This window comes from Escherichia sp. E1V33 (assembly GCF_004211955.1).
In the GTDB taxonomy this organism is placed as follows: domain Bacteria; phylum Pseudomonadota; class Gammaproteobacteria; order Enterobacterales; family Enterobacteriaceae; genus Escherichia.
The window spans coordinates 35,358-53,650 of sequence record NZ_RHJI01000002.1; the positions used below are offsets into that span (position 1 = coordinate 35,358).

At 42.3% G+C, this 18,293-nt stretch carries 17 protein-coding genes; 5 read left to right on the top strand and 12 right to left on the bottom strand.

Translation table 11 applies throughout. From position 1 onward, the window contains the following. Positions 1-6: 6 nt before the first annotated feature. Together tdh and kbl are read right to left on the bottom strand one after the other, a co-directional pair. The gene (gene tdh / locus D9742_RS01120; RefSeq protein ID WP_130235721.1) at positions 7-1,032 is read right to left on the bottom strand and encodes an L-threonine 3-dehydrogenase; all 1,026 of its coding nucleotides are present in this window, start codon (positions 1,030-1,032) and stop codon (positions 7-9) included. Between the two features lie 13 nt (positions 1,033-1,045). Continuing rightward, positions 1,046-2,242, bottom strand: a complete 1,197-nt coding sequence (gene kbl / locus D9742_RS01125; protein ID WP_130235722.1) for a glycine C-acetyltransferase — start codon at positions 2,240-2,242, stop codon at positions 1,046-1,048. A gap of 213 nt (positions 2,243-2,455) precedes the next feature. On the opposite strand from kbl, the gene rfaD reads away from it, so the two are divergent. Genes rfaD through D9742_RS01145 form a run of 4 tightly spaced genes read left to right on the top strand, consistent with a single transcriptional unit; the run spans position 2,456 to position 6,682 of the window. After that, complete coding sequence (rfaD, locus tag D9742_RS01130) at positions 2,456-3,388, top strand: ADP-glyceromanno-heptose 6-epimerase (protein WP_000587764.1); 933 nt, start codon at positions 2,456-2,458, stop codon at positions 3,386-3,388. A 9-nt stretch (positions 3,389-3,397) separates the two neighbouring features. Further along, a complete protein-coding gene (rfaF, locus tag D9742_RS01135; RefSeq protein ID WP_130235723.1) occupies positions 3,398-4,444 on the top strand; it encodes an ADP-heptose--LPS heptosyltransferase RfaF in 1,047 nt (348 codons plus the stop codon). Positions 4,445-4,447: 3 nt separating this feature from the next. Next, the gene (gene rfaC, locus D9742_RS01140) at positions 4,448-5,407 is read left to right on the top strand and encodes a lipopolysaccharide heptosyltransferase RfaC (RefSeq protein WP_130235724.1); all 960 of its coding nucleotides are present in this window, start codon (positions 4,448-4,450) and stop codon (positions 5,405-5,407) included. Between the two features lie 9 nt (positions 5,408-5,416). After that, positions 5,417-6,682, top strand: coding sequence for an O-antigen ligase (locus tag D9742_RS01145; RefSeq protein ID WP_130235725.1), 1,266 nt, complete (start codon positions 5,417-5,419; stop codon positions 6,680-6,682). A gap of 25 nt (positions 6,683-6,707) precedes the next feature. On the opposite strand, the gene D9742_RS01150 is transcribed toward D9742_RS01145, so the two are convergent. From D9742_RS01150 to rfaQ, 10 genes are all read right to left on the bottom strand, one after another. After that, complete coding sequence (locus D9742_RS01150; protein WP_130235726.1) at positions 6,708-7,781, bottom strand: glycosyltransferase family 9 protein; 1,074 nt, start codon at positions 7,779-7,781, stop codon at positions 6,708-6,710. Between the two features lie 32 nt (positions 7,782-7,813). Continuing rightward, complete coding sequence (waaZ, locus tag D9742_RS01155; protein ID WP_000790283.1) at positions 7,814-8,665, bottom strand: 3-deoxy-D-manno-oct-2-ulosonate III transferase WaaZ; 852 nt, start codon at positions 8,663-8,665, stop codon at positions 7,814-7,816. Between the two features lie 70 nt (positions 8,666-8,735). Then, positions 8,736-9,434, bottom strand: coding sequence for a lipopolysaccharide core heptose(II) kinase RfaY (gene rfaY / locus D9742_RS01160; protein ID WP_000615254.1), 699 nt, complete (start codon positions 9,432-9,434; stop codon positions 8,736-8,738). Between the two features lie 17 nt (positions 9,435-9,451). Beyond that, the gene (gene rfaJ / locus D9742_RS01165) at positions 9,452-10,468 is read right to left on the bottom strand and encodes a lipopolysaccharide 1,2-glucosyltransferase RfaJ (RefSeq protein WP_130235727.1); all 1,017 of its coding nucleotides are present in this window, start codon (positions 10,466-10,468) and stop codon (positions 9,452-9,454) included. 39 nt (positions 10,469-10,507) lie between these two features. After that, positions 10,508-11,527 (bottom strand): lipopolysaccharide 3-alpha-galactosyltransferase, encoded by a 1,020-nt coding sequence (waaO, locus tag D9742_RS01170; RefSeq protein WP_001188013.1) that lies wholly within the window; start codon positions 11,525-11,527, stop codon positions 10,508-10,510. After that, entirely contained in the window at positions 11,527-12,606 is a 1,080-nt protein-coding gene (waaB, locus tag D9742_RS01175; RefSeq protein WP_000683964.1) for a lipopolysaccharide 1,6-galactosyltransferase, read from the bottom strand. The genes waaO and waaB overlap by 1 nt, the downstream gene beginning before the upstream one ends. Before the next feature lie 43 nt (positions 12,607-12,649). Continuing rightward, the gene (gene rfaS, locus D9742_RS01180) at positions 12,650-13,585 is read right to left on the bottom strand and encodes an LPS core biosynthesis protein RfaS (protein ID WP_130235728.1); all 936 of its coding nucleotides are present in this window, start codon (positions 13,583-13,585) and stop codon (positions 12,650-12,652) included. 36 nt (positions 13,586-13,621) lie between these two features. Continuing rightward, on the bottom strand, positions 13,622-14,419 hold the full coding sequence (rfaP, locus tag D9742_RS01185) for a lipopolysaccharide core heptose(I) kinase RfaP (protein WP_130235729.1): 798 nt from the start codon (positions 14,417-14,419) through the stop codon (positions 13,622-13,624). Next, the gene (gene rfaG / locus D9742_RS01190; RefSeq protein WP_130235730.1) at positions 14,412-15,536 is read right to left on the bottom strand and encodes a lipopolysaccharide glucosyltransferase I; all 1,125 of its coding nucleotides are present in this window, start codon (positions 15,534-15,536) and stop codon (positions 14,412-14,414) included. Before rfaG ends, rfaP begins: the two co-directional genes overlap by 8 nt. After that, complete coding sequence (gene rfaQ, locus D9742_RS01195; protein ID WP_130235731.1) at positions 15,533-16,603, bottom strand: lipopolysaccharide core heptosyltransferase RfaQ; 1,071 nt, start codon at positions 16,601-16,603, stop codon at positions 15,533-15,535. Before rfaQ ends, rfaG begins: the two co-directional genes overlap by 4 nt. A gap of 405 nt (positions 16,604-17,008) precedes the next feature. On the opposite strand from rfaQ, the gene waaA reads away from it, so the two are divergent. Then, on the top strand, positions 17,009-18,286 hold the full coding sequence (gene waaA, locus D9742_RS01200; RefSeq protein WP_097714620.1) for a lipid IV(A) 3-deoxy-D-manno-octulosonic acid transferase: 1,278 nt from the start codon (positions 17,009-17,011) through the stop codon (positions 18,284-18,286). The last annotated feature ends 7 nt before the right edge of the window (positions 18,287-18,293 follow it).

Consider the following 18,293-nt stretch of genomic DNA (forward strand, 5'->3'; position numbering starts at 1 on the left):
TTCGTTTTAATCCCAGCTCAGAATAACTTTCCCGGACTGGCCCGAACGCATAGCATCAAAGCCTTTCTGGAAATCATCGATGGAGAAACGATGGGTAATGATCGGCGAGAGATCCAGACCAGACTGAATCAGCGCCGCCATCTTGTACCAGGTTTCAAACATCTCACGACCGTAAATACCTTTAATGAACAGTCCTTTAAAGATCACTTTTGTCCAGTCGATAGACATATCAGACGGCGGGATACCCAGCATCGCAATACGGCCACCGTGATTCATGGTGTCCAGCATCGTGCGAAACGCTGACGGTGCACCAGACATCTCCAGACCAACATCAAAGCCTTCAGTCATGCCCAACTCTGCCATCACCTCATTGAGATTTTCTTTGGCAACGTTAACCGCACGAGTGATACCCATTTTGCGCGCCAGTTCGAGACGATATTCATTAACGTCAGTGATAACCACATTACGCGCACCGACGTGTTTCGCCACCGCCGCGGCCATGATACCAATTGGGCCTGCACCAGAAACCAGAACATCTTCGCCGACCAGATCAAACGATAGCGCCGTATGCACCGCATTACCGAACGGGTCGAAAATTGCGGCTAAGTCGTCGGAAATATTGTCGGGGATTTTGAAAGCGTTGAATGCCGGGATCACCAGATATTCGGCGAAGCAGCCCGGGCGATTAACACCAACGCCTATCGTGTTGCGGCACAAATGGGTACGACCACCGCGACAGTTGCGGCAATGACCACAGGTGATATGGCCTTCGCCAGAAACGCGATCGCCGATCTTGAAGCCTTTCACTTCCTGACCGATGCCAACCACCTCACCGACATATTCATGGCCTACAACCATCGGTACTGGGATGGTTTTTTGCGACCACTCATCCCAGTTATAGATGTGAACGTCAGTCCCGCAGATGGCTGTTTTACGGATTTTAATCAGCAGATCGTTATGTCCGAGTTCCGGTTCAGGAACGTCGGTCATCCAGATGCCCTCTTCCGCTTTCAGTTTGGATAACGCTTTCATCTCACATCCTCACTCAGGCGATTACGCCCAGTTGTTTACCAATACGCGTGAACGCTTCTACCGCACGCGTAATTTGCTCAGGGGTATGCGCCGCAGACATCTGTGTACGAATACGCGCCTGACCTTTCGGAACGACCGGATAGAAGAAACCGGTGACGTAAATGCCCTCTTTTTGCAGCTCACGAGCAAACTTTTGCGCCACTACAGCATCGCCAAGCATGACCGGAATAATGGCGTGATCGGCACCCGCCAGGGTAAAGCCCGCCGCCGACATCTGCTCACGGAACTGACGCGCGTTCGCCCACAGACGGTCACGAAGCTCACTACCCGCTTCAACCATCTCCAGCACTTTGATGGAAGCGGCGACAATGGCCGGTGCCAGCGAGTTGGAGAACAGGTACGGGCGAGAACGCTGGCGCAGCCACTCAACCACTTCTTTGCGCGCCGCGGTGTAACCTCCGGAAGCGCCACCTAAGGCTTTACCCAGCGTGCCGGTGATGATGTCAACCCGGCCCATCACATCGCAGTATTCATGGGAGCCGCGACCGTTTTCACCGACAAAACCGACGGCATGAGAGTCATCAACCATCACCAAAGCGTCGTATTTATCCGCGAGATCGCAAACCCCTTTCAGGTTGGCAATCACGCCATCCATAGAGAACACACCATCGGTGGCAATCAGTACATGGCGGGCACCGGCTTCACGCGCTTCTTTCAGGCATGCTTCCAGCTCTTGCATATTGTTGTTGGCGTAGCGATAGCGTTTAGCTTTGCACAGACGCACACCGTCAATAATAGAAGCGTGGTTCAGCGCGTCGGAAATAATGGCGTCTTCCGCGCCCAGCAGCGTTTCAAACAGACCGCCGTTGGCATCAAAACAGGAAGAGTAGAGAATCGCATCTTCCATGCCGAGAAATGCGGCCAGTTTCTGCTCAAGCTCTTTATGGCTATCCTGGGTGCCGCAGATAAATCGCACCGAAGCCATGCCGAAACCGTGAGAATCCATTCCCGCTTTTGCCGCCGCAATCAGCTCCGGATGATTCGCCAGTCCGAGATAGTTATTGGCGCAAAAGTTTATGACGTGGCTTCCATCAGCCACAGTGATGTCTGCTTGCTGCGCAGACGTAATAATGCGTTCTTCTTTAAACAACCCTTCCGCCCTTGCGGTTTCCAGATCGTTAGTTAACTGCTGATAAAATTCTCCGCGCATTGCGATTCTCCAGACAGGGCAATTTCCAGCACATATTACCCAAACTTATAGTTCGCGACGAGATGACGCGTTAACACTTCTGTAAAATTCGGGATAAATAACGCCCATCACCCTCACTTTCGGCGAATGGCTGAAGCCAACGCCGTGTAGTGATATGATAGAAGTATTCGTGTCTGAGATTGTCTCTGACTCCATAATTCGAAGGTTACAGTTATGATCATCGTTACCGGCGGCGCGGGCTTTATCGGCAGCAACATCGTTAAGGCCCTGAATGATAAAGGCATCACCGATATTCTGGTGGTGGACAACCTGAAAGACGGCACCAAGTTTGTGAACCTGGTGGACCTGAACATCGCGGACTATATGGATAAGGAAGACTTCCTGATCCAGATTATGGCGGGCGAAGAGTTCGGCGATGTCGAAGCAATTTTCCACGAAGGCGCGTGCTCTTCCACCACCGAGTGGGACGGCAAGTATATGATGGATAACAACTATCAATACTCCAAAGAGCTGCTGCACTACTGCCTGGAACGTGAAATCCCGTTCCTGTACGCCTCTTCCGCAGCTACTTACGGTGGTCGCACCTCCGACTTTATTGAATCCCGCGAATACGAAAAACCACTGAACGTCTACGGTTATTCGAAATTCCTGTTTGATGAATATGTTCGCCAAATCCTGCCGGAAGCGAACTCGCAGATTGTTGGCTTCCGCTATTTCAACGTTTATGGGCCGCGTGAAGGCCATAAAGGCAGCATGGCGAGCGTCGCTTTCCATCTCAATACCCAGCTTAATAACGGTGAATCACCGAAGCTGTTCGAGGGTAGCGAGAATTTCAAACGCGACTTCGTCTACGTGGGCGACGTGGCAGATGTGAATCTGTGGTTCCTGGAAAATGGCGTTTCCGGCATCTTCAACCTCGGTACGGGCCGTGCAGAATCTTTCCAGGCAGTAGCAGATGCAACGCTGGCTTATCATAAAAAAGGCCAGATCGAATACATTCCGTTCCCGGATAAACTAAAAGGACGTTATCAGGCGTTCACTCAGGCGGATCTGACGAATCTGCGCGCGGCGGGTTACGATAAACCGTTCAAAACCGTTGCAGAAGGTGTAACGGAATACATGGCCTGGCTGAATCGCGACGCATAAGAGCTCTGCATGAAAATACTGGTGATCGGCCCGTCTTGGGTTGGCGACATGATGATGTCGCAAAGTCTCTATCGCACGCTCCAGGCGCGCTATCCCCAGGCGATAATCGACGTGATGGCACCGGCATGGTGCCGTCCATTATTATCGCGGATGCCGGAAGTTAACGAAGCTATCCCTATGCCTCTCGGTCACGGGGCGCTGGAAATCGGTGAACGCCGCAAGCTGGGCCATAGTCTGCGCGAAAAACGCTACGACCGTGCCTACGTCTTACCTAACTCCTTCAAATCCGCATTGGTGCCTTTCTTCGCGGGGATTCCGCATCGCACCGGCTGGCGCGGTGAAATGCGCTACGGTTTACTCAACGATGTGCGTGTGCTCGATAAAGAAGCCTGGCCGCTAATGGTGGAACGCTATGTCGCACTGGCCTATGACAAAGGCATTATGCGTTCAGCACAAGATCTGCCGCAGCCATTGTTATGGCCGCAGTTACAGGTGAGCGAAGGTGAAAAATCATATACCTGTAATCAATTTTCGCTTTCATCAGAACGTCCGATGATTGGCTTTTGCCCGGGTGCGGAGTTTGGCCCAGCAAAACGCTGGCCACACTATCACTACGCTGAACTGGCAAAACAGCTGATTGATGAAGGTTATCAGGTGGTTCTGTTTGGCTCGGCGAAAGATCATGAGGCGGGCAATGAGATTCTTGCCGCTTTGAATACCGAGCAGCAGTCATGGTGTCGGAACCTGGCGGGGGAAACACAGCTTGATCAAGCGGTTATCCTGATAGCCGCCTGTAAAGCCATTGTCACTAACGATTCTGGTCTGATGCACGTTGCGGCGGCGCTCAATCGTCCGCTGGTTGCCCTGTATGGTCCGAGTAGCCCGGACTTTACGCCGCCGCTTTCCCATAAAGCACGCGTGATCCGCCTGATTACCGGCTATCACAAAGTACGCAAAGGCGACGCTGCGGAGGGTTATCACCAGAGCCTGATCGACATTACTCCCCAGCGCGTACTTGAAGAACTCAACGCGCTATTGTTACAAGAGGAAGCCTGACGGATGCGGGTTTTGATCGTCAAAACATCGTCGATGGGCGATGTCCTCCACACGCTGCCCGCACTTACTGATGCACAGCAGGCAATTCCGGGGATTAAATTTGATTGGGTGGTGGAAGAGGGCTTCGCGCAAATTCCGTCCTGGCACGCCGCTGTTGAGAGGGTGATTCCGGTGGCGATACGTCGCTGGCGAAAAGCCTGGTTCTCGGCGCCCATAAAAGCGGAACGGAAAGCGTTTCGTGAAGCCCTTCAGGCAAAAAACTATGACGCAATTATCGACGCCCAAGGGCTGGTAAAAAGCGCAGCGCTGGTGACACGTCTGGCACATGGCATTAAGCATGGAATGGACTGGCAAACCGCTCGCGAGCCTTTAGCCAGCCTGTTTTACAATCGCAAACATCATATTGCGAAACAGCAGCACGCTGTTGAACGTACCCGCGAACTGTTCGCAAAAAGCCTTGGGTATAGCAAACCGCAGACCCAGGGCGATTATGCTATTGCGCAGCATTTCCTGACAAACCCACTACCAGATGCTGGAGAGTATGCTGTATTCCTCCATGCGACCACCCGCGATGATAAACACTGGCCGGAAGAGCACTGGCGAGAATTAATTGGTCTACTGGCTGGTTCAGGGATTCGAATTAAACTACCGTGGGGTGCGCCGCATGAAGAAGAGCGGGCAAAAAGGCTGGCAGAAGGCTTTGATTATGTCGACGTACTGCCGAAGATGACTCTGGAAGGCGTTGCCCGTGTGCTGGCTGGGGCTAAATTTGTGGTATCTGTGGATACGGGATTGAGCCATTTAACTGCGGCACTGGATCGACCGAATATCACGGTTTATGGGCCTACAGACCCGGGATTAATTGGCGGTTATGGAAAGAATCAGGTAGTTTGCATGGCACCGGGAAAAAGTTTAAATAATCTCAACGGTCAAGCAGTTTTGGAAAAGTTATCATCATTATAAAGGTAAAACATGCCAACCTTCATTAAACTTCATTCATGGAAACCTTACACTCTGAAATCATCTATGATTTTAGAGATAATAACTTATATATTATGTTTTTTTTCATTAATAATTGCATTCGTCGATAACACTTTCAGCATAAAGATGTATAACATCACTGCTATAACTTGCTTATTAGCACTAATTTTACGTGGTAGACAAAAAAATTACAATATAAAAAATCTTGTTCTGCCTCTTTCTATATTTTTTATAGGGTTGCTTGATTTAATTTGGTATTCTGTATTTAAAGTAGATAACTCGCCATTTCGAGCTACTTACCATAGTTATTTAAATACTGCCAAGATATTTATATTTGGTTCTTTTATTGTTTTTTTAGCACTAACTAGTCAGCTAAAAACAAAAAAAGAGAGTGTATTATACATTTTATATTCACTGTCATTTATAATTGCTGGATATGCAATGTATATTAATAGCATTTATGAATATGACCGTATTTCTTTTGGTATAGGAGCGGCAACAGGAGCGGCATATTCAACTATGCTAATAGGGATAGTTAGTGGTGTTGCAATCCTTTATACTAAAAAAAACCATCCTTTTTTATTTTTATTAAATAGTTGCGCGGTACTTTATGTTCTGGCGCTAACACAAACCAGAGCAACTCTACTCCTGTTCCCTGTAATTTGTGCTGTTGCACTAATTACATATTACAATAAATCCCCAAAAAAATTCACTTCTGCTATCGTTCTACTAATTGCCATATTGGCCAGTGTTGTAATTATATTTAATAAACCCATTCAATATCGCTATAACGAAGCATTGAATGATTTGAACAGTTATACCAATGCTAATAGCGTGACTTCCTTAGGTGCAAGACTGGCAATGTACGAAATTGGTTTTGACTTATTCAAAAAATCGCCTTTTTCATTTAGATCCGCAGAGTCGCGCGCTGAAAGTATGAATTTGTTAGTCGCAGAAAACAATAGACTAAGAGGGGCATTAGATTTTGCTAACGTACACCTACATAATGAGATAATTGAAGCAGCATCACTGAAAGGTCTGATAGGAATTTTTTCCACCCTTTTTCTCTATTTTTCACTATTTTATACAGCATATAAAAAACGAGCTTTGGGTTTGTTGATATTAATGCTTGGCATTGTGGGGATTGGACTTAGTGATGTGATCATATGGGCACGCAGCATTCCAATTATCATTATATCCGCTATAGTCCTCTTACTCGTTATTAATAATCGTAACAATACTATGAATCAAGAATAGACAAGTTTAGGAAGTGAGTTAAAACTCACTTCTTATCTATACAACTTAATCTCTTTACTGAATCAGTTAAAGTTCCTGGAGCTATATCTTTTACCGTAAATGTTGGGGATACTATTTGTATAGATTGATGATTATTCGGGGACCAAATTAAATGTGAGGGGTATTCTGGAGTACGGGAATTAGGATAAAATGCAAGCGTTGGTTTATGATAAGCCGCAGCGATATGAACAAGAGCCGTATCAACAGAAATGACAAAATCACTATACCTGGTCAACGCAACGGTATAAATAAACTCATCAAATGGTAGTGTTTCGATTTCAGGTATTGGTATTGTCAATAAATCTTGCGGTAAACCGGTAAATATCACCCGATAATTTTCAAAGTGTGTTTTCACTTCTTGATATATAACTTTTATTTGCTCAAACGTAAGACGGCATATTTTTTTTGCACCTAATGGGTTAATAATGACTATTCTTGTATCTCCAATAAATTCTTTTATTTTATCTTCAACATCTACTGGTAAATGCAAGTCGTAGTCGGTGGAAAATTCACCCTCACCATAAATATGCTTCAGTATTTCTGTTGCTCGTGTACTCATATGTTCTTTTAAACATTCATCGTGGGGATGGTAAAATGAATAGTAACGCTTATACCATTGATCAAAACCCAGAATGTAAGAATCTTTTAAGCTTGATAATATTAAACTATGCTTAAAGGAAGGCATAGTTTCAAAGGGGTCTAATACAATATCGAATTGCAAATCCCGCAGATGCTTACATAGAGTAAGTATTTTATGAAAGCTAGTTAATTCTTTAATGCAGAACTCAAATATATTTTTATTATTAGAGAGAAATTCCCCACCCTTTCTATTTGTGAGAAGAGTTATTTTAACCCCTTTACTATAAAGTTCACGATAAATCGAACTTAATACAATTAGATCACCAAGTTTATTATTATCATGAATAATAAGGCATGATTTAACTTGTGCTGGATCTGTAATTTGATTATTTATTTTCTTACGAAATAAAAAAGAAAGGAAATTAATCTTGATTTTGTTTATATAAAATCTTTTCTTTTTGTGAAAAGTTCCTAAGCGCATTTTTATACCATATTATTTTAGTTTCAGGATGATTAATTAGCATAAGAATCGGTTGAAGTTCTATATTGCATTTTTTTTCTTGTCATATCTTTTGATTCTTCTGCACTGATGTCTTGAAGTTTAATAAATGGAATTACATCGTAAGAAATAGCTGTATCATCTGATAAATTATAAATATTAATATCTTTTACATTATCATGCATAAAACGAAAAAATGGCAATATTTTGAATAAATCCCTACTTAATTCCGAGGGCATGGGATTCTTATTCTCATCATAGAAACGAGAACAGCTACCCGTTAAATCAAGACCAGAACAAATAATCCGCGCATACTTAAGTGAATATGCGATTTGAATTGCAGCAAAGGCAATAGTATGGCATGAGCAATAACCAAGACTAATGTCCTTGCAAAATCCAACCAGACGACCTTTTTTAGACAACGGTACAGAGATCAGCAGTTCTTTGTGAATCTGTCTCAAAATATTAAATTTAATCTTCTTTATAAAACCACCTTTTTCCCGACGGTAAAAGGACCGTAACACGAGGCAGTTCTGGAGGATATAAAGTTTATCTTCTTTGGAAGCGTGTTCATAAACGTCAACGTTTACTATGGTATAACGACTTCTCTGGCTAAATTTATAAAAATCATCACGACGCTGATGTAAAAATCGGACATCTGTAAGTACATATATAAAAGGAACGATATTATTACTTAACAGATATTGCGCAGAACCATTGACAGCAATAATATCCTTTGTTCGTAATACTGACAAAGGTGTTTTTTGCGATGTAGGGCCCGAAAGAAAAATAATAACATCATCAGATGTTTTATTTTCAATCAGGTTTTCAACATCTTTTTTGTCAATGTATCTAATATTCTTCATGATAAACCTGTGAAATAAATAACTCCGCTTAAAACTGTCCTGGTGAAGACATGTAATTGTGGGATTTTTTTTAGCGCGCTGGTTTCCCTTTCAAACGCCGCATAAAATTGCGCATTTTTTTACGATATACTAAAAGATAATAGCCTAGATCTCTAATCTCATTTTTAATACCGTAATGACGCTCTAAGTCAATACGATCTTTCGCTTTACGCTGCGCTGAAGCACGCTTTCCGGAGAGATCGATAATTCGAACCTCACCATTTTTTATAATGAAGTTACCACGATGGGGGTCGCCAGAAACCATGCCATGTTGATGTAAGGCATTAATTGATTGCTGAATTTTATTTTTTAGCGCATCATCAATATCGGGCATATCACACAACTCTATGCCATCAATATACTCGATGATCATGATATAAGTATGGACAAAACGTAAGGTTTTCCGTTCAGCCAATAAATAAAAGTCATTGAGTGTATTTAACCCTTCATTTCGTACTTTTTGGGTTTGCTCAAAAAGGCGTTCGTAATAATCACCTTTTAACAGAGACTTAAAGAAACGTTCGTTACGCTTAACTTTCGGAGAAAAAACCTTAAGAATCAATTTACCGTAATCGGTATCAATAAGCATAACTTTTGTATCATCAATAGAACGAAAAACCTTGATGATATTTATATTATAAGACAAGAAGTCATTTAATACATTGAGGTACTTTGAATTGTTTTCATCGGTAAAAACAACCAAGTCTTTGATCTTGCTCTTCTGAATCATAATAAACCAGTTAAATGTTATTTACGGTAATATTTTCGGCAAAGATAACAGACTCCTGCTATAATTCCTGAGATATAATGATGTTGCACTAAAAGATGTTTATATCTTTTTTTAAATTCAATAATTGATTTCGCATCTCGTGGAGAGTCATCTTTCCAGGGGGAATTGTCTAAAGCTATTTTATAGTATTTTACCGATGGATAAATTGCCCATTTGTGCCACGGTTTAGTTGCACCTGTATAATGAATAAGAAGAGTACTTTCTGTAATCAGCTTTTTATAGTTTTGATGTGTTTTGTCTTTTAATTCACTTTTAATTGTATAAATTGTATTGTACTCACGAGGCAAAAATATTGTCATCCCTTTCAGTAAGACATTCATAACATCCTGATCAGGGTATTTATAAACATTATCTTTACTCATAAGAATAGACAACGCTTTTTCTGTTAGTTTTGCGTCAGCCCATTTTTTTAAGTCTAAATAAACGACACCGGAATTAAAGTACTGCCCAAGTAATTCAGGATCAGACAACCTGGATACCGCCTTTTCTTGCATTGGCTCAACATCTTTAACAACAGCAGCAACCGCTCCATTTAAACCCAGATGTAATAGTTGGCTAATATCGCCTTTACAAACAACATCTGCATCAAGATAAAGCAAACGATCAAGCGTTAAACCCAATAATTGAAATGCAAATAAACGGAAGTACATTGCTCTTGACCAGACCTGTGTACAAGGCAAGCACTGGAGCTTATCAGTGTTAATTCTATATAACGTGATTCTTAATTGGTTTTGCTCTGCAAGCTTTGCAATTTTTTGAAAAAAACCATCATTATAAACATCAGCAATAATATAAAAATCAAGATTAATATGTCGATTATTTAGGACAATTGATGTGATGGAAACACCTACACCATCAAGATAATTAGCATCGACACCATAGGCAACATTTAAACATTCAGAAGTATTTATATTAGCTAGCCGAAAATCCCAGGCTTTAACTTTATCTATCTCTATGGCAGGAAATGAGTCCACAATGCTACCCTTATATCATTACTTTATAGTTTCCCAGTTTTAATGCTTTATCTTTTCAATAAAATAAAAAAGATAGTTGCTAAATCCTTTTAGATATCTATGCTTTTTAAGCATATGTTTTGCGCTATATCTTAATTGATTGCTATTGTTCGGTTTCAGCAACGCCGTATTCTTCCATGGCGAAGCATTTTTTGCCTCCATAAAGGCTTGTGATACAGGATAATCCCAGGCCCAATCATGCCAGGGCTTGGTTGGCCCGATATAATGGATAAAAATAGTATCGTTGGTTACTGGGTTTATAAAGCTTTCTTTGAGTTGATAATTTAAGCTGAACTGGGTGTTATATTTAATATCAGCGAAAATAAGTTTATCCGCCAGCAACATATTTAACACATCCTGATCAGGATGTGTTATTTTTTTGATTATTTCTGGCTCATTTAGCATTGCAATAGCTCGTGCAGAAACCTGCTGAGCCGCCCATTGGGCAGTATTAATCAATAAAAAACCGGAGTTAAAGTAACCTTTAGCAATTCCCGCAACACCTAACGAATGGGCGCGTTTTTCCCACCAGTCAGCTTGCCCTTCTGTAACAACCATTGCGACTTTATCGTCAGGAAATGAGAAATTAATTAGTGGCTCAATAGTCCCCTGACAAATGATATCTGCATCCAGATAAAGGACTTTAGGCGCCTTATTAATAAAGTAATCTGCAATAACAAAACGAAAATATATTGCATGAGTCCAATTCTTAGTGCTAGGCAATGAGCGCAGTCGATCACCATTAATCAGATATATTTTAATTCTGGTTTTATACTGCAACGCCAGGGCATCAAAATACTTACGATCATCATCACCAAAATAATCAGTAAAAATATGGAAACACAATCGACTTCCTTCATTATATTTTAATATTGAAGCAATCGAAATTCCGCAACCAAATAGAAAGTTTTTGTCGGTTCCATAAGCGATGTCCAGACAAAGATTTTCTGTTTCTACTTTATGATCATAATCAATAACTGAATTAAGAAACTCAGTTTCCTGGAAAAACACCTGCTGCATTATTTCCTCCGGGAAATAGCAGAAATAATTACCTTATGTAATCTATCGTAATACTTCGATTGGTAAAATTCATCGATCGACGCAGGAATTTTTTCATGTTCGATATGAATTTCACCTGCTATATATTTATTTAGAAGAGTTACAAAACCAGCAATATCTCCCGGTTGATACAGATGGCCATTGACATCAGGTTGAATAATGTCAGCAGGCCCGGAGACACAATCGGCACTGATACAAGGAATCCCCCACGACAAGGCTTCAAGTAGGGTCATTGGGAAACCTTCAAAAGATGACGTGAGCAATAACGCACTCACTTTTTCAATATCTTGCTGGACCAATTCCCAGGGATATTGTTGCCAACCATACCAGACAATTCGATCATCAATATTTAATTCTCTACCATAAGCCTGGCATTTTTCGAAATCGGAGCCATCACCCAATACATGGAGTTTCCAGTTACCTTTCGCTTGTGATAAGCCATCAAGCAGGTCTTTAACTCTCTTCTGGCCTTCAAATTTCATACGTCCAACATAAATAAACGTTGCCGTTTCACCTTCCTCGGGCGCGGGAATGACTGAGTCTTTAGTTTCGACGGGATTAAAAATAACATTTATCGTCGATTCTGCTACACCTCGATTAATCATTTGCTGTTTAATGCCAGAGCTGATTGCTAAATGATAGTCGGCACAGGTGATATATTCAGCATGTTTTTTGTGATCTAAAGAAAAATGTGGCCATGAAAATACTGGCATATCAATTCCTGATTTTTTACGTGCTTTTGCGGCAAACAGGCAGGAGATCACATCAATACAAATAACGATATCTGGTTGGTACTCCTGAAGCCATTTACTTAGAGCATGAATATGTTTCGCCCGACGCAAAAAACCTAAACGAATATTGGAAAATGAACATGAGTATTTAATACCTTCCAGCCATCCCTTATCCATTTTGTCATTACGACAAAAGAAAAACATTTCACTTTGGATATGTTGTTGCCTGAAGGTAGTAATAACATCACGGATGACAGTTTCCATGCCGCCAAATCCAGAAACAGCTTCGCCGATAAACGCTATTTTCATAGAAACTCTCATTAATTGAGTAAAACTCACTGTTTTAACGGTTTTATTTGTCTATAAAATCAGAAACAATCGTTGACATCATTTTATCTGGACTGAATTTATATAAACTATCATAATCCATTGGTTTAACAGATGAGTTAATAAAATACTCTAACTTATCCCAATCATCATGACCTATTATAAAAAAGCGAGATTCACTATAGATTTCTGAACCAAGTACATTTATATTATTAGTAATTAATTTTTTATTGAAAAATAGTGCCTCAAGTATACGAAGAGTCCAGCCAGATTGGTTTTCTTTGGTTATATCAACAATTATATTAGCATTTAATGTTCTTCTAATATTCTCTTCATAAGATATTTGTTTTTCAATCAAATACTTTGAAGTCGTAGATGATGTCTTATCTTTGACAACATTAAAATCTAGCTTACATCCTAGTGTTGTTAATCTCTCGGCTAACTCATTAATTATTTGAAGACGCCCTTTATCACGACCAAGGAAAAAACATATTGGCTGGCTGTTATTTTTGTCAGATAAACTATAATTTCTAATGTCATCCATTCCTATAGGAAAAAATTGTTCTATTGCCTTGATCTTTTCATTCCCTATAAATCTATGCTCAAAATCATATATAATATCGAAATAATTCGCGTTATCAAGAATAAAATCTTCGCCAACAGTATTTCTTAGAAGCAAAACTTTATGACAGTTAATATTTTTTAATATTTGTTTATTGATACCTTTATTAACAACACTGTCATTAATGATAATTATGTCATCTTTTTTAATATCATTGAGGTAATGCTTGATGAATAATCGCCCCAGCCATGCATTATCCATCCCTATTTTTGATATTTTTTTATTAATCCAGTTATATTTTTTTGGTGTTGTTATGTTTTTTATCTTGTACTTTTTTTTCAGGTACTGGATCATTTTTAATTCATAATCTGCAACCCAATTTATAAAATAAATAGTCATAATAAAGTTAGTTCCAGTACATACTGATAAATATTTTTATAATCCTTTGCGTTGTGTTCGCTCTTTAATACGCTCGGCCTTAACGCTTGCCATGTTCAATAAATTCTGTTCAAGAGACAATATTTTGCGTAAAGGCATCCCAAAATAAACCTTCATAAATCGCCAGATATCTCTTTGCGTCAGGCCAATATTCATTGATGAGAAATATAAACCAATCAGGTCTTTATCGCGCCAGCGGCGCGGTACTTTTGCACGTATCTGTGCCCGATGCAGATCGATAACTGAAATTTTTAATTCATCTTCCCGGCCAGTAAATGGCAAATGAAGCAAAAAGTGGCAAATGTAACAGTCGCGGTGATTTATCCCTGCTGCATGCATTTTACGCACCATGCCTGCTACACGTGCGATCAGCATGCGCTTAGCACGTATATCAGGCGGGTTGACTGCCCAATCGGCACAATAATCTTCAAGGCTAATCGTGGGAGTGAGATCTTCGGTAATAATAAATGATGTGCGAGTTAATGGATTTAACCCTTTTTCGCCAAACCCAATGCCCTTCATTGTATCAACGCCAACATCACTCAGGAGATGAATAGCGTGCCACTCTCTGTCTGCGCCCAAAACGGGCATCCGCAATGAGAGTAGATTTTTTATAATCTCTTTTAATGTCGTCCCCTTGTGCCATTTAAGAAAATAGCTTTTCCCGGACAGTTCAAAGCGTAATGTACGACGAGTCTCCAGTTCACGAAAGACCTCGCCGTTCAGTTTTTTGACCTCTGCAAAAGCATCTTTACCACGCCAAAGTGTGGCAAGCGGCTCTTTTAATTCAACCATCTAAACCACCTGTAATGATATCCGCGGCTTTCTCTGGCAAGCTATACAAATCCTGAGTATCGGCATAATGGCGAGCATTCTCCGCCCAGGCCATTCGCAATGGCGACTGAGTTAACGCTTTACGTAAAACTTCATTTAATTGTTCCTGGGAGAAAGGTTCAGCGATGACCGTTCCACAATTGGCATCCGCAATATAATGCGCGTACCCACATACCGCTGTTGTTAAAACAGGTAACCCAGCAGTGATCGCTTCTAGAAGAACGATACCCGCGGCTTCCTGATAAGCGGGATGCAGTAATAAATCAGCGGCTGCCATTAATTCTGACACATCATTGCGACCGCAGAAGAAATGCACATTGCTCCGCACGCCGAGTTTTTCTGCCAGCGCTTCAAATTTTCGCGGCTTATCCTGACCAACAACAAATAAAAGCGTATTGTGACGTAATGATTCCGGTAACGATGCCAAAGCTTCAATTGAGCGATCTACACCTTTACGGCCAAAATCTGATCCAACCTGCAGTAATAAGTTTTGTTGCTCTTTTATGCCATTTTTCTGGCGATAAATTTCACGGCTGTTTGGGATTTGCTCACTGTATTTTCTGTCCGGATAAATACCGGGAGGAAGAATTTGAAAACGTTCAGGTTCAGTTTGATAATGCTTCTGGAAATCGGCGATTTGCTTATCGGTCAGCATCATAAGTTTCGTCGATTTACCCTGCTCGAAAGTCGCTCGCTCAAATGCGGCATAATGGCGATATCGTGATGTTAAACGATATAAAAAACCTTTTTCTTGCGCAACTTTCTCGGCGTAACAAACATCAGCGGCAAAATAAACATCCAGGCCAGGCATCTTATTAAACCCAACAACGCGATCTGCGGGATGCTCTTTGAGATGATTTTGTACCCAGGCATAATATTCTGCATTGCGTCCATGGTTGGTATGGGACTTAACTGGCACCTGAATAAGCTCAAATGCTTTCGGGCAATCACCTTCCCACGACTGCGTATAAACCCGAACATGGTGGCCCCGTGCGGCAACTGTTGATGCAATGCGCATAAAGTCACGTTGAAGCCCACCAAATGGAAAATATTTATATAAACAAAACGCCACGATCATAATTGTGCATTCCTGTCAGCTGAAGGGGCATCTTCTGGCAACAGCTTTTCCGTAGCGGCGATCACATCCTCCGCTGGGATAACAGAAAGATATTTTTTGTTGCGGTCAAGTTCATGCCGGGTCGGCATTTTCTGATAATTCCCCGCCCAGAATTGAATAATATTGTCGGTCCAGGGACGCCAGAATACGTGATCCGTTGCACCAAATAGACTAATGACTGGCGTTTTCACTGCCGCTGCAATATGTCCCGGCGCAGAATCTACGCCAATAAAAAGCACTGCATGATCAATTAACGCACCCAGTTCAGGAAAACGTGTTTTACCTGCAAGGCCAGTAATGGGTTTCGTTTTGCAACCTTGTGCAATTTCATCTACACAAGCGAGATCGTCTGCCGAAGGCCCACAGGTCAGCACAACCTGATACCCTCGCTGTTGCAGCGCATCAATAACCTTAGAAAATTTATCATTATCCCAACACTTAAATATCTGACGCGCTGTCGGTTGGATGACAACATAATGATCTTTTACGCCCAGGGCATCTAATTCCTGGCGCATCTTCTTCCAGCAATCTTCGGCGTAACTCATTGTTGTGTCAGTGTAGAAATCGGTAATACCTAATGGCTCAAGGACCGATAAATTCCGCTCAACAATATGTGTACCGTGTATTGGCGCTAAGTGAGTGAAGCTTTTTTTCCAAATGCCATGCTGCCGATGACCATAAAGTTGCGATATTTTCATCCGTGCGGGTAAACAACGTACCAGCAGCGCCACCATCCACTGATCCGTAAGATTAATGACCAGGTCATAATTATTCGCGCGCAGAGTTTTTATCAACGAAAGCACATTTTTAATTTTATCGAATGTTCCCGCACCTTTATTGCTTATCCCGTAGAGCGCATTAATTTCCGGGTTTTCAGACAAAATAGGGATGGTATCCTGATAAAGCAGCATATCGATTTTTGCATCAGGATAATTCTGCTTGAGCGTACTGATGACAGGAGTAGTTAATAACATATCTCCATGATATCGCATCTTTATGACCAGGATTTTTCGAAATGGCTTTTCCACTAGCGACTCTTTTGTATGATTGTCTGGTTAAGTTAAGCAGAAAAAAAGCACGCTACCGCCCCAGGCTCAACAGCTACCTGAATACTGATAACGCACTTACTTTGACGTGCTAGTGTATCATTTCTTTCGCAGCAATCCGACCCGAATGATTTTTATACACAAAATATGTTTTAATTATAAAAATCAAATAGATAAAAAATATCATGCCGATAAGGTCGGTACGGCCTATGTAGAGTTGAAAATGGGGCCGATTTCAATGAATCGCATAAAAATACAAAAAAAATGAAGATGTAGCGGCAGATCAGACCAAACTGAAGCTATTTAAGTCAAAAACGGGAAAAGTAATGGTAAAGCCACCGCTAAATACATAGAATCCCCAGCACATCCATAAGTCAGCTATTTATTATGCTCGAATTGCTTTACACCGCCCTTCTCTACCTTATTCAGCCGCTAATCTGGATACGGCTCTGGGTGCGCGGACGTAAGGCTCCGGCCTATCGAAAACGCTGGGGTGAACGTTACGGTTTTTACCGCCATCCGCTAACACCAGGCGGCATTATGCTGCACTCCGTCTCCGTCGGTGAAACTCTGGCGGCAATCCCGTTAGTGCGTGCGCTGCGTCATCGCTACCCTGATTTACCAATCACTGTCACGACTATGACGCCGACTGGTTCGGAGCGCGTACAATCGGCTTTTGGAAAAGATGTTCAGCACGTCTATCTGCCTTACGATCTGCCCGATGCACTCAACCGTTTCCTTAATAAGGTCGACCCGAAGCTGGTGTTGATTATGGAAACTGAGCTGTGGCCTAACCTGATCGCGGCACTACATAAGCGCAAAATTCCGCTGGTTATTGCCAATGCGCGTCTTTCTGCGCGCTCTGCCGCAGGTTACGCCAAACTGGGTAAATTTGTTCGTCGCTTGCTCCGTCGTATTACGCTGATTGCTGCGCAAAATGAAGAAGATGCTGCGCGCTTTGTGACGCTGGGTGCAAAAAACAATCAGGTAACCGTCACCGGCAGCCTGAAATTCGATATTTCAGTGACGCCACAGTTGGCCGCTAAAGCAGTAACACTGCGCCGTCAGTGGGCACCGCATCGTCCGGTATGGATTGCCACCAGTACTCATGATGGCGAAGAGAGCGTAGTGATTGCCGCCCATCAGGCACTGTTGCAACAGTTCCCGAATTTATTGCTCATTCTTGTTCCTCGTCACCCTGAACGCTTCCCGGACGCGATTAACCTTGTCCGTCAGGCTGGACTAAGCTATATCACACGCTCTTCCGGAGAGGTTCCTTCCGCCAGTACACAGGTGGTGGTTGGCGATACGATGGGCGAACTGATGTTGTTGTACGGTATTGCCGATCTCGCGTTTGTTGGCGGTTCACTGGTTGAACGCGGTGGGCATAATCCGCTGGAGGCCGCTGCACACGCTATCCCGGTGTTGATGGGGCCGCATACCTTTAACTTTAAAGACATTTGCGCGCGGCTGGAGCAGGCAAGCGGGCTGATAACCATCACTGATGCCGCGTCGCTGGCAAAAGAGGTTTCCTCTTTACTCACTGACGCTGATTACCGTAGTTTCTATGGCCGTCATGCCGTTGAAGTGCTGTATCAAAACCAGGGCGCGCTGCAGCGTCTGCTTCAACTGCTGGAACCTTACCTGCCACCGAAAACGCATTGAGGTTGTT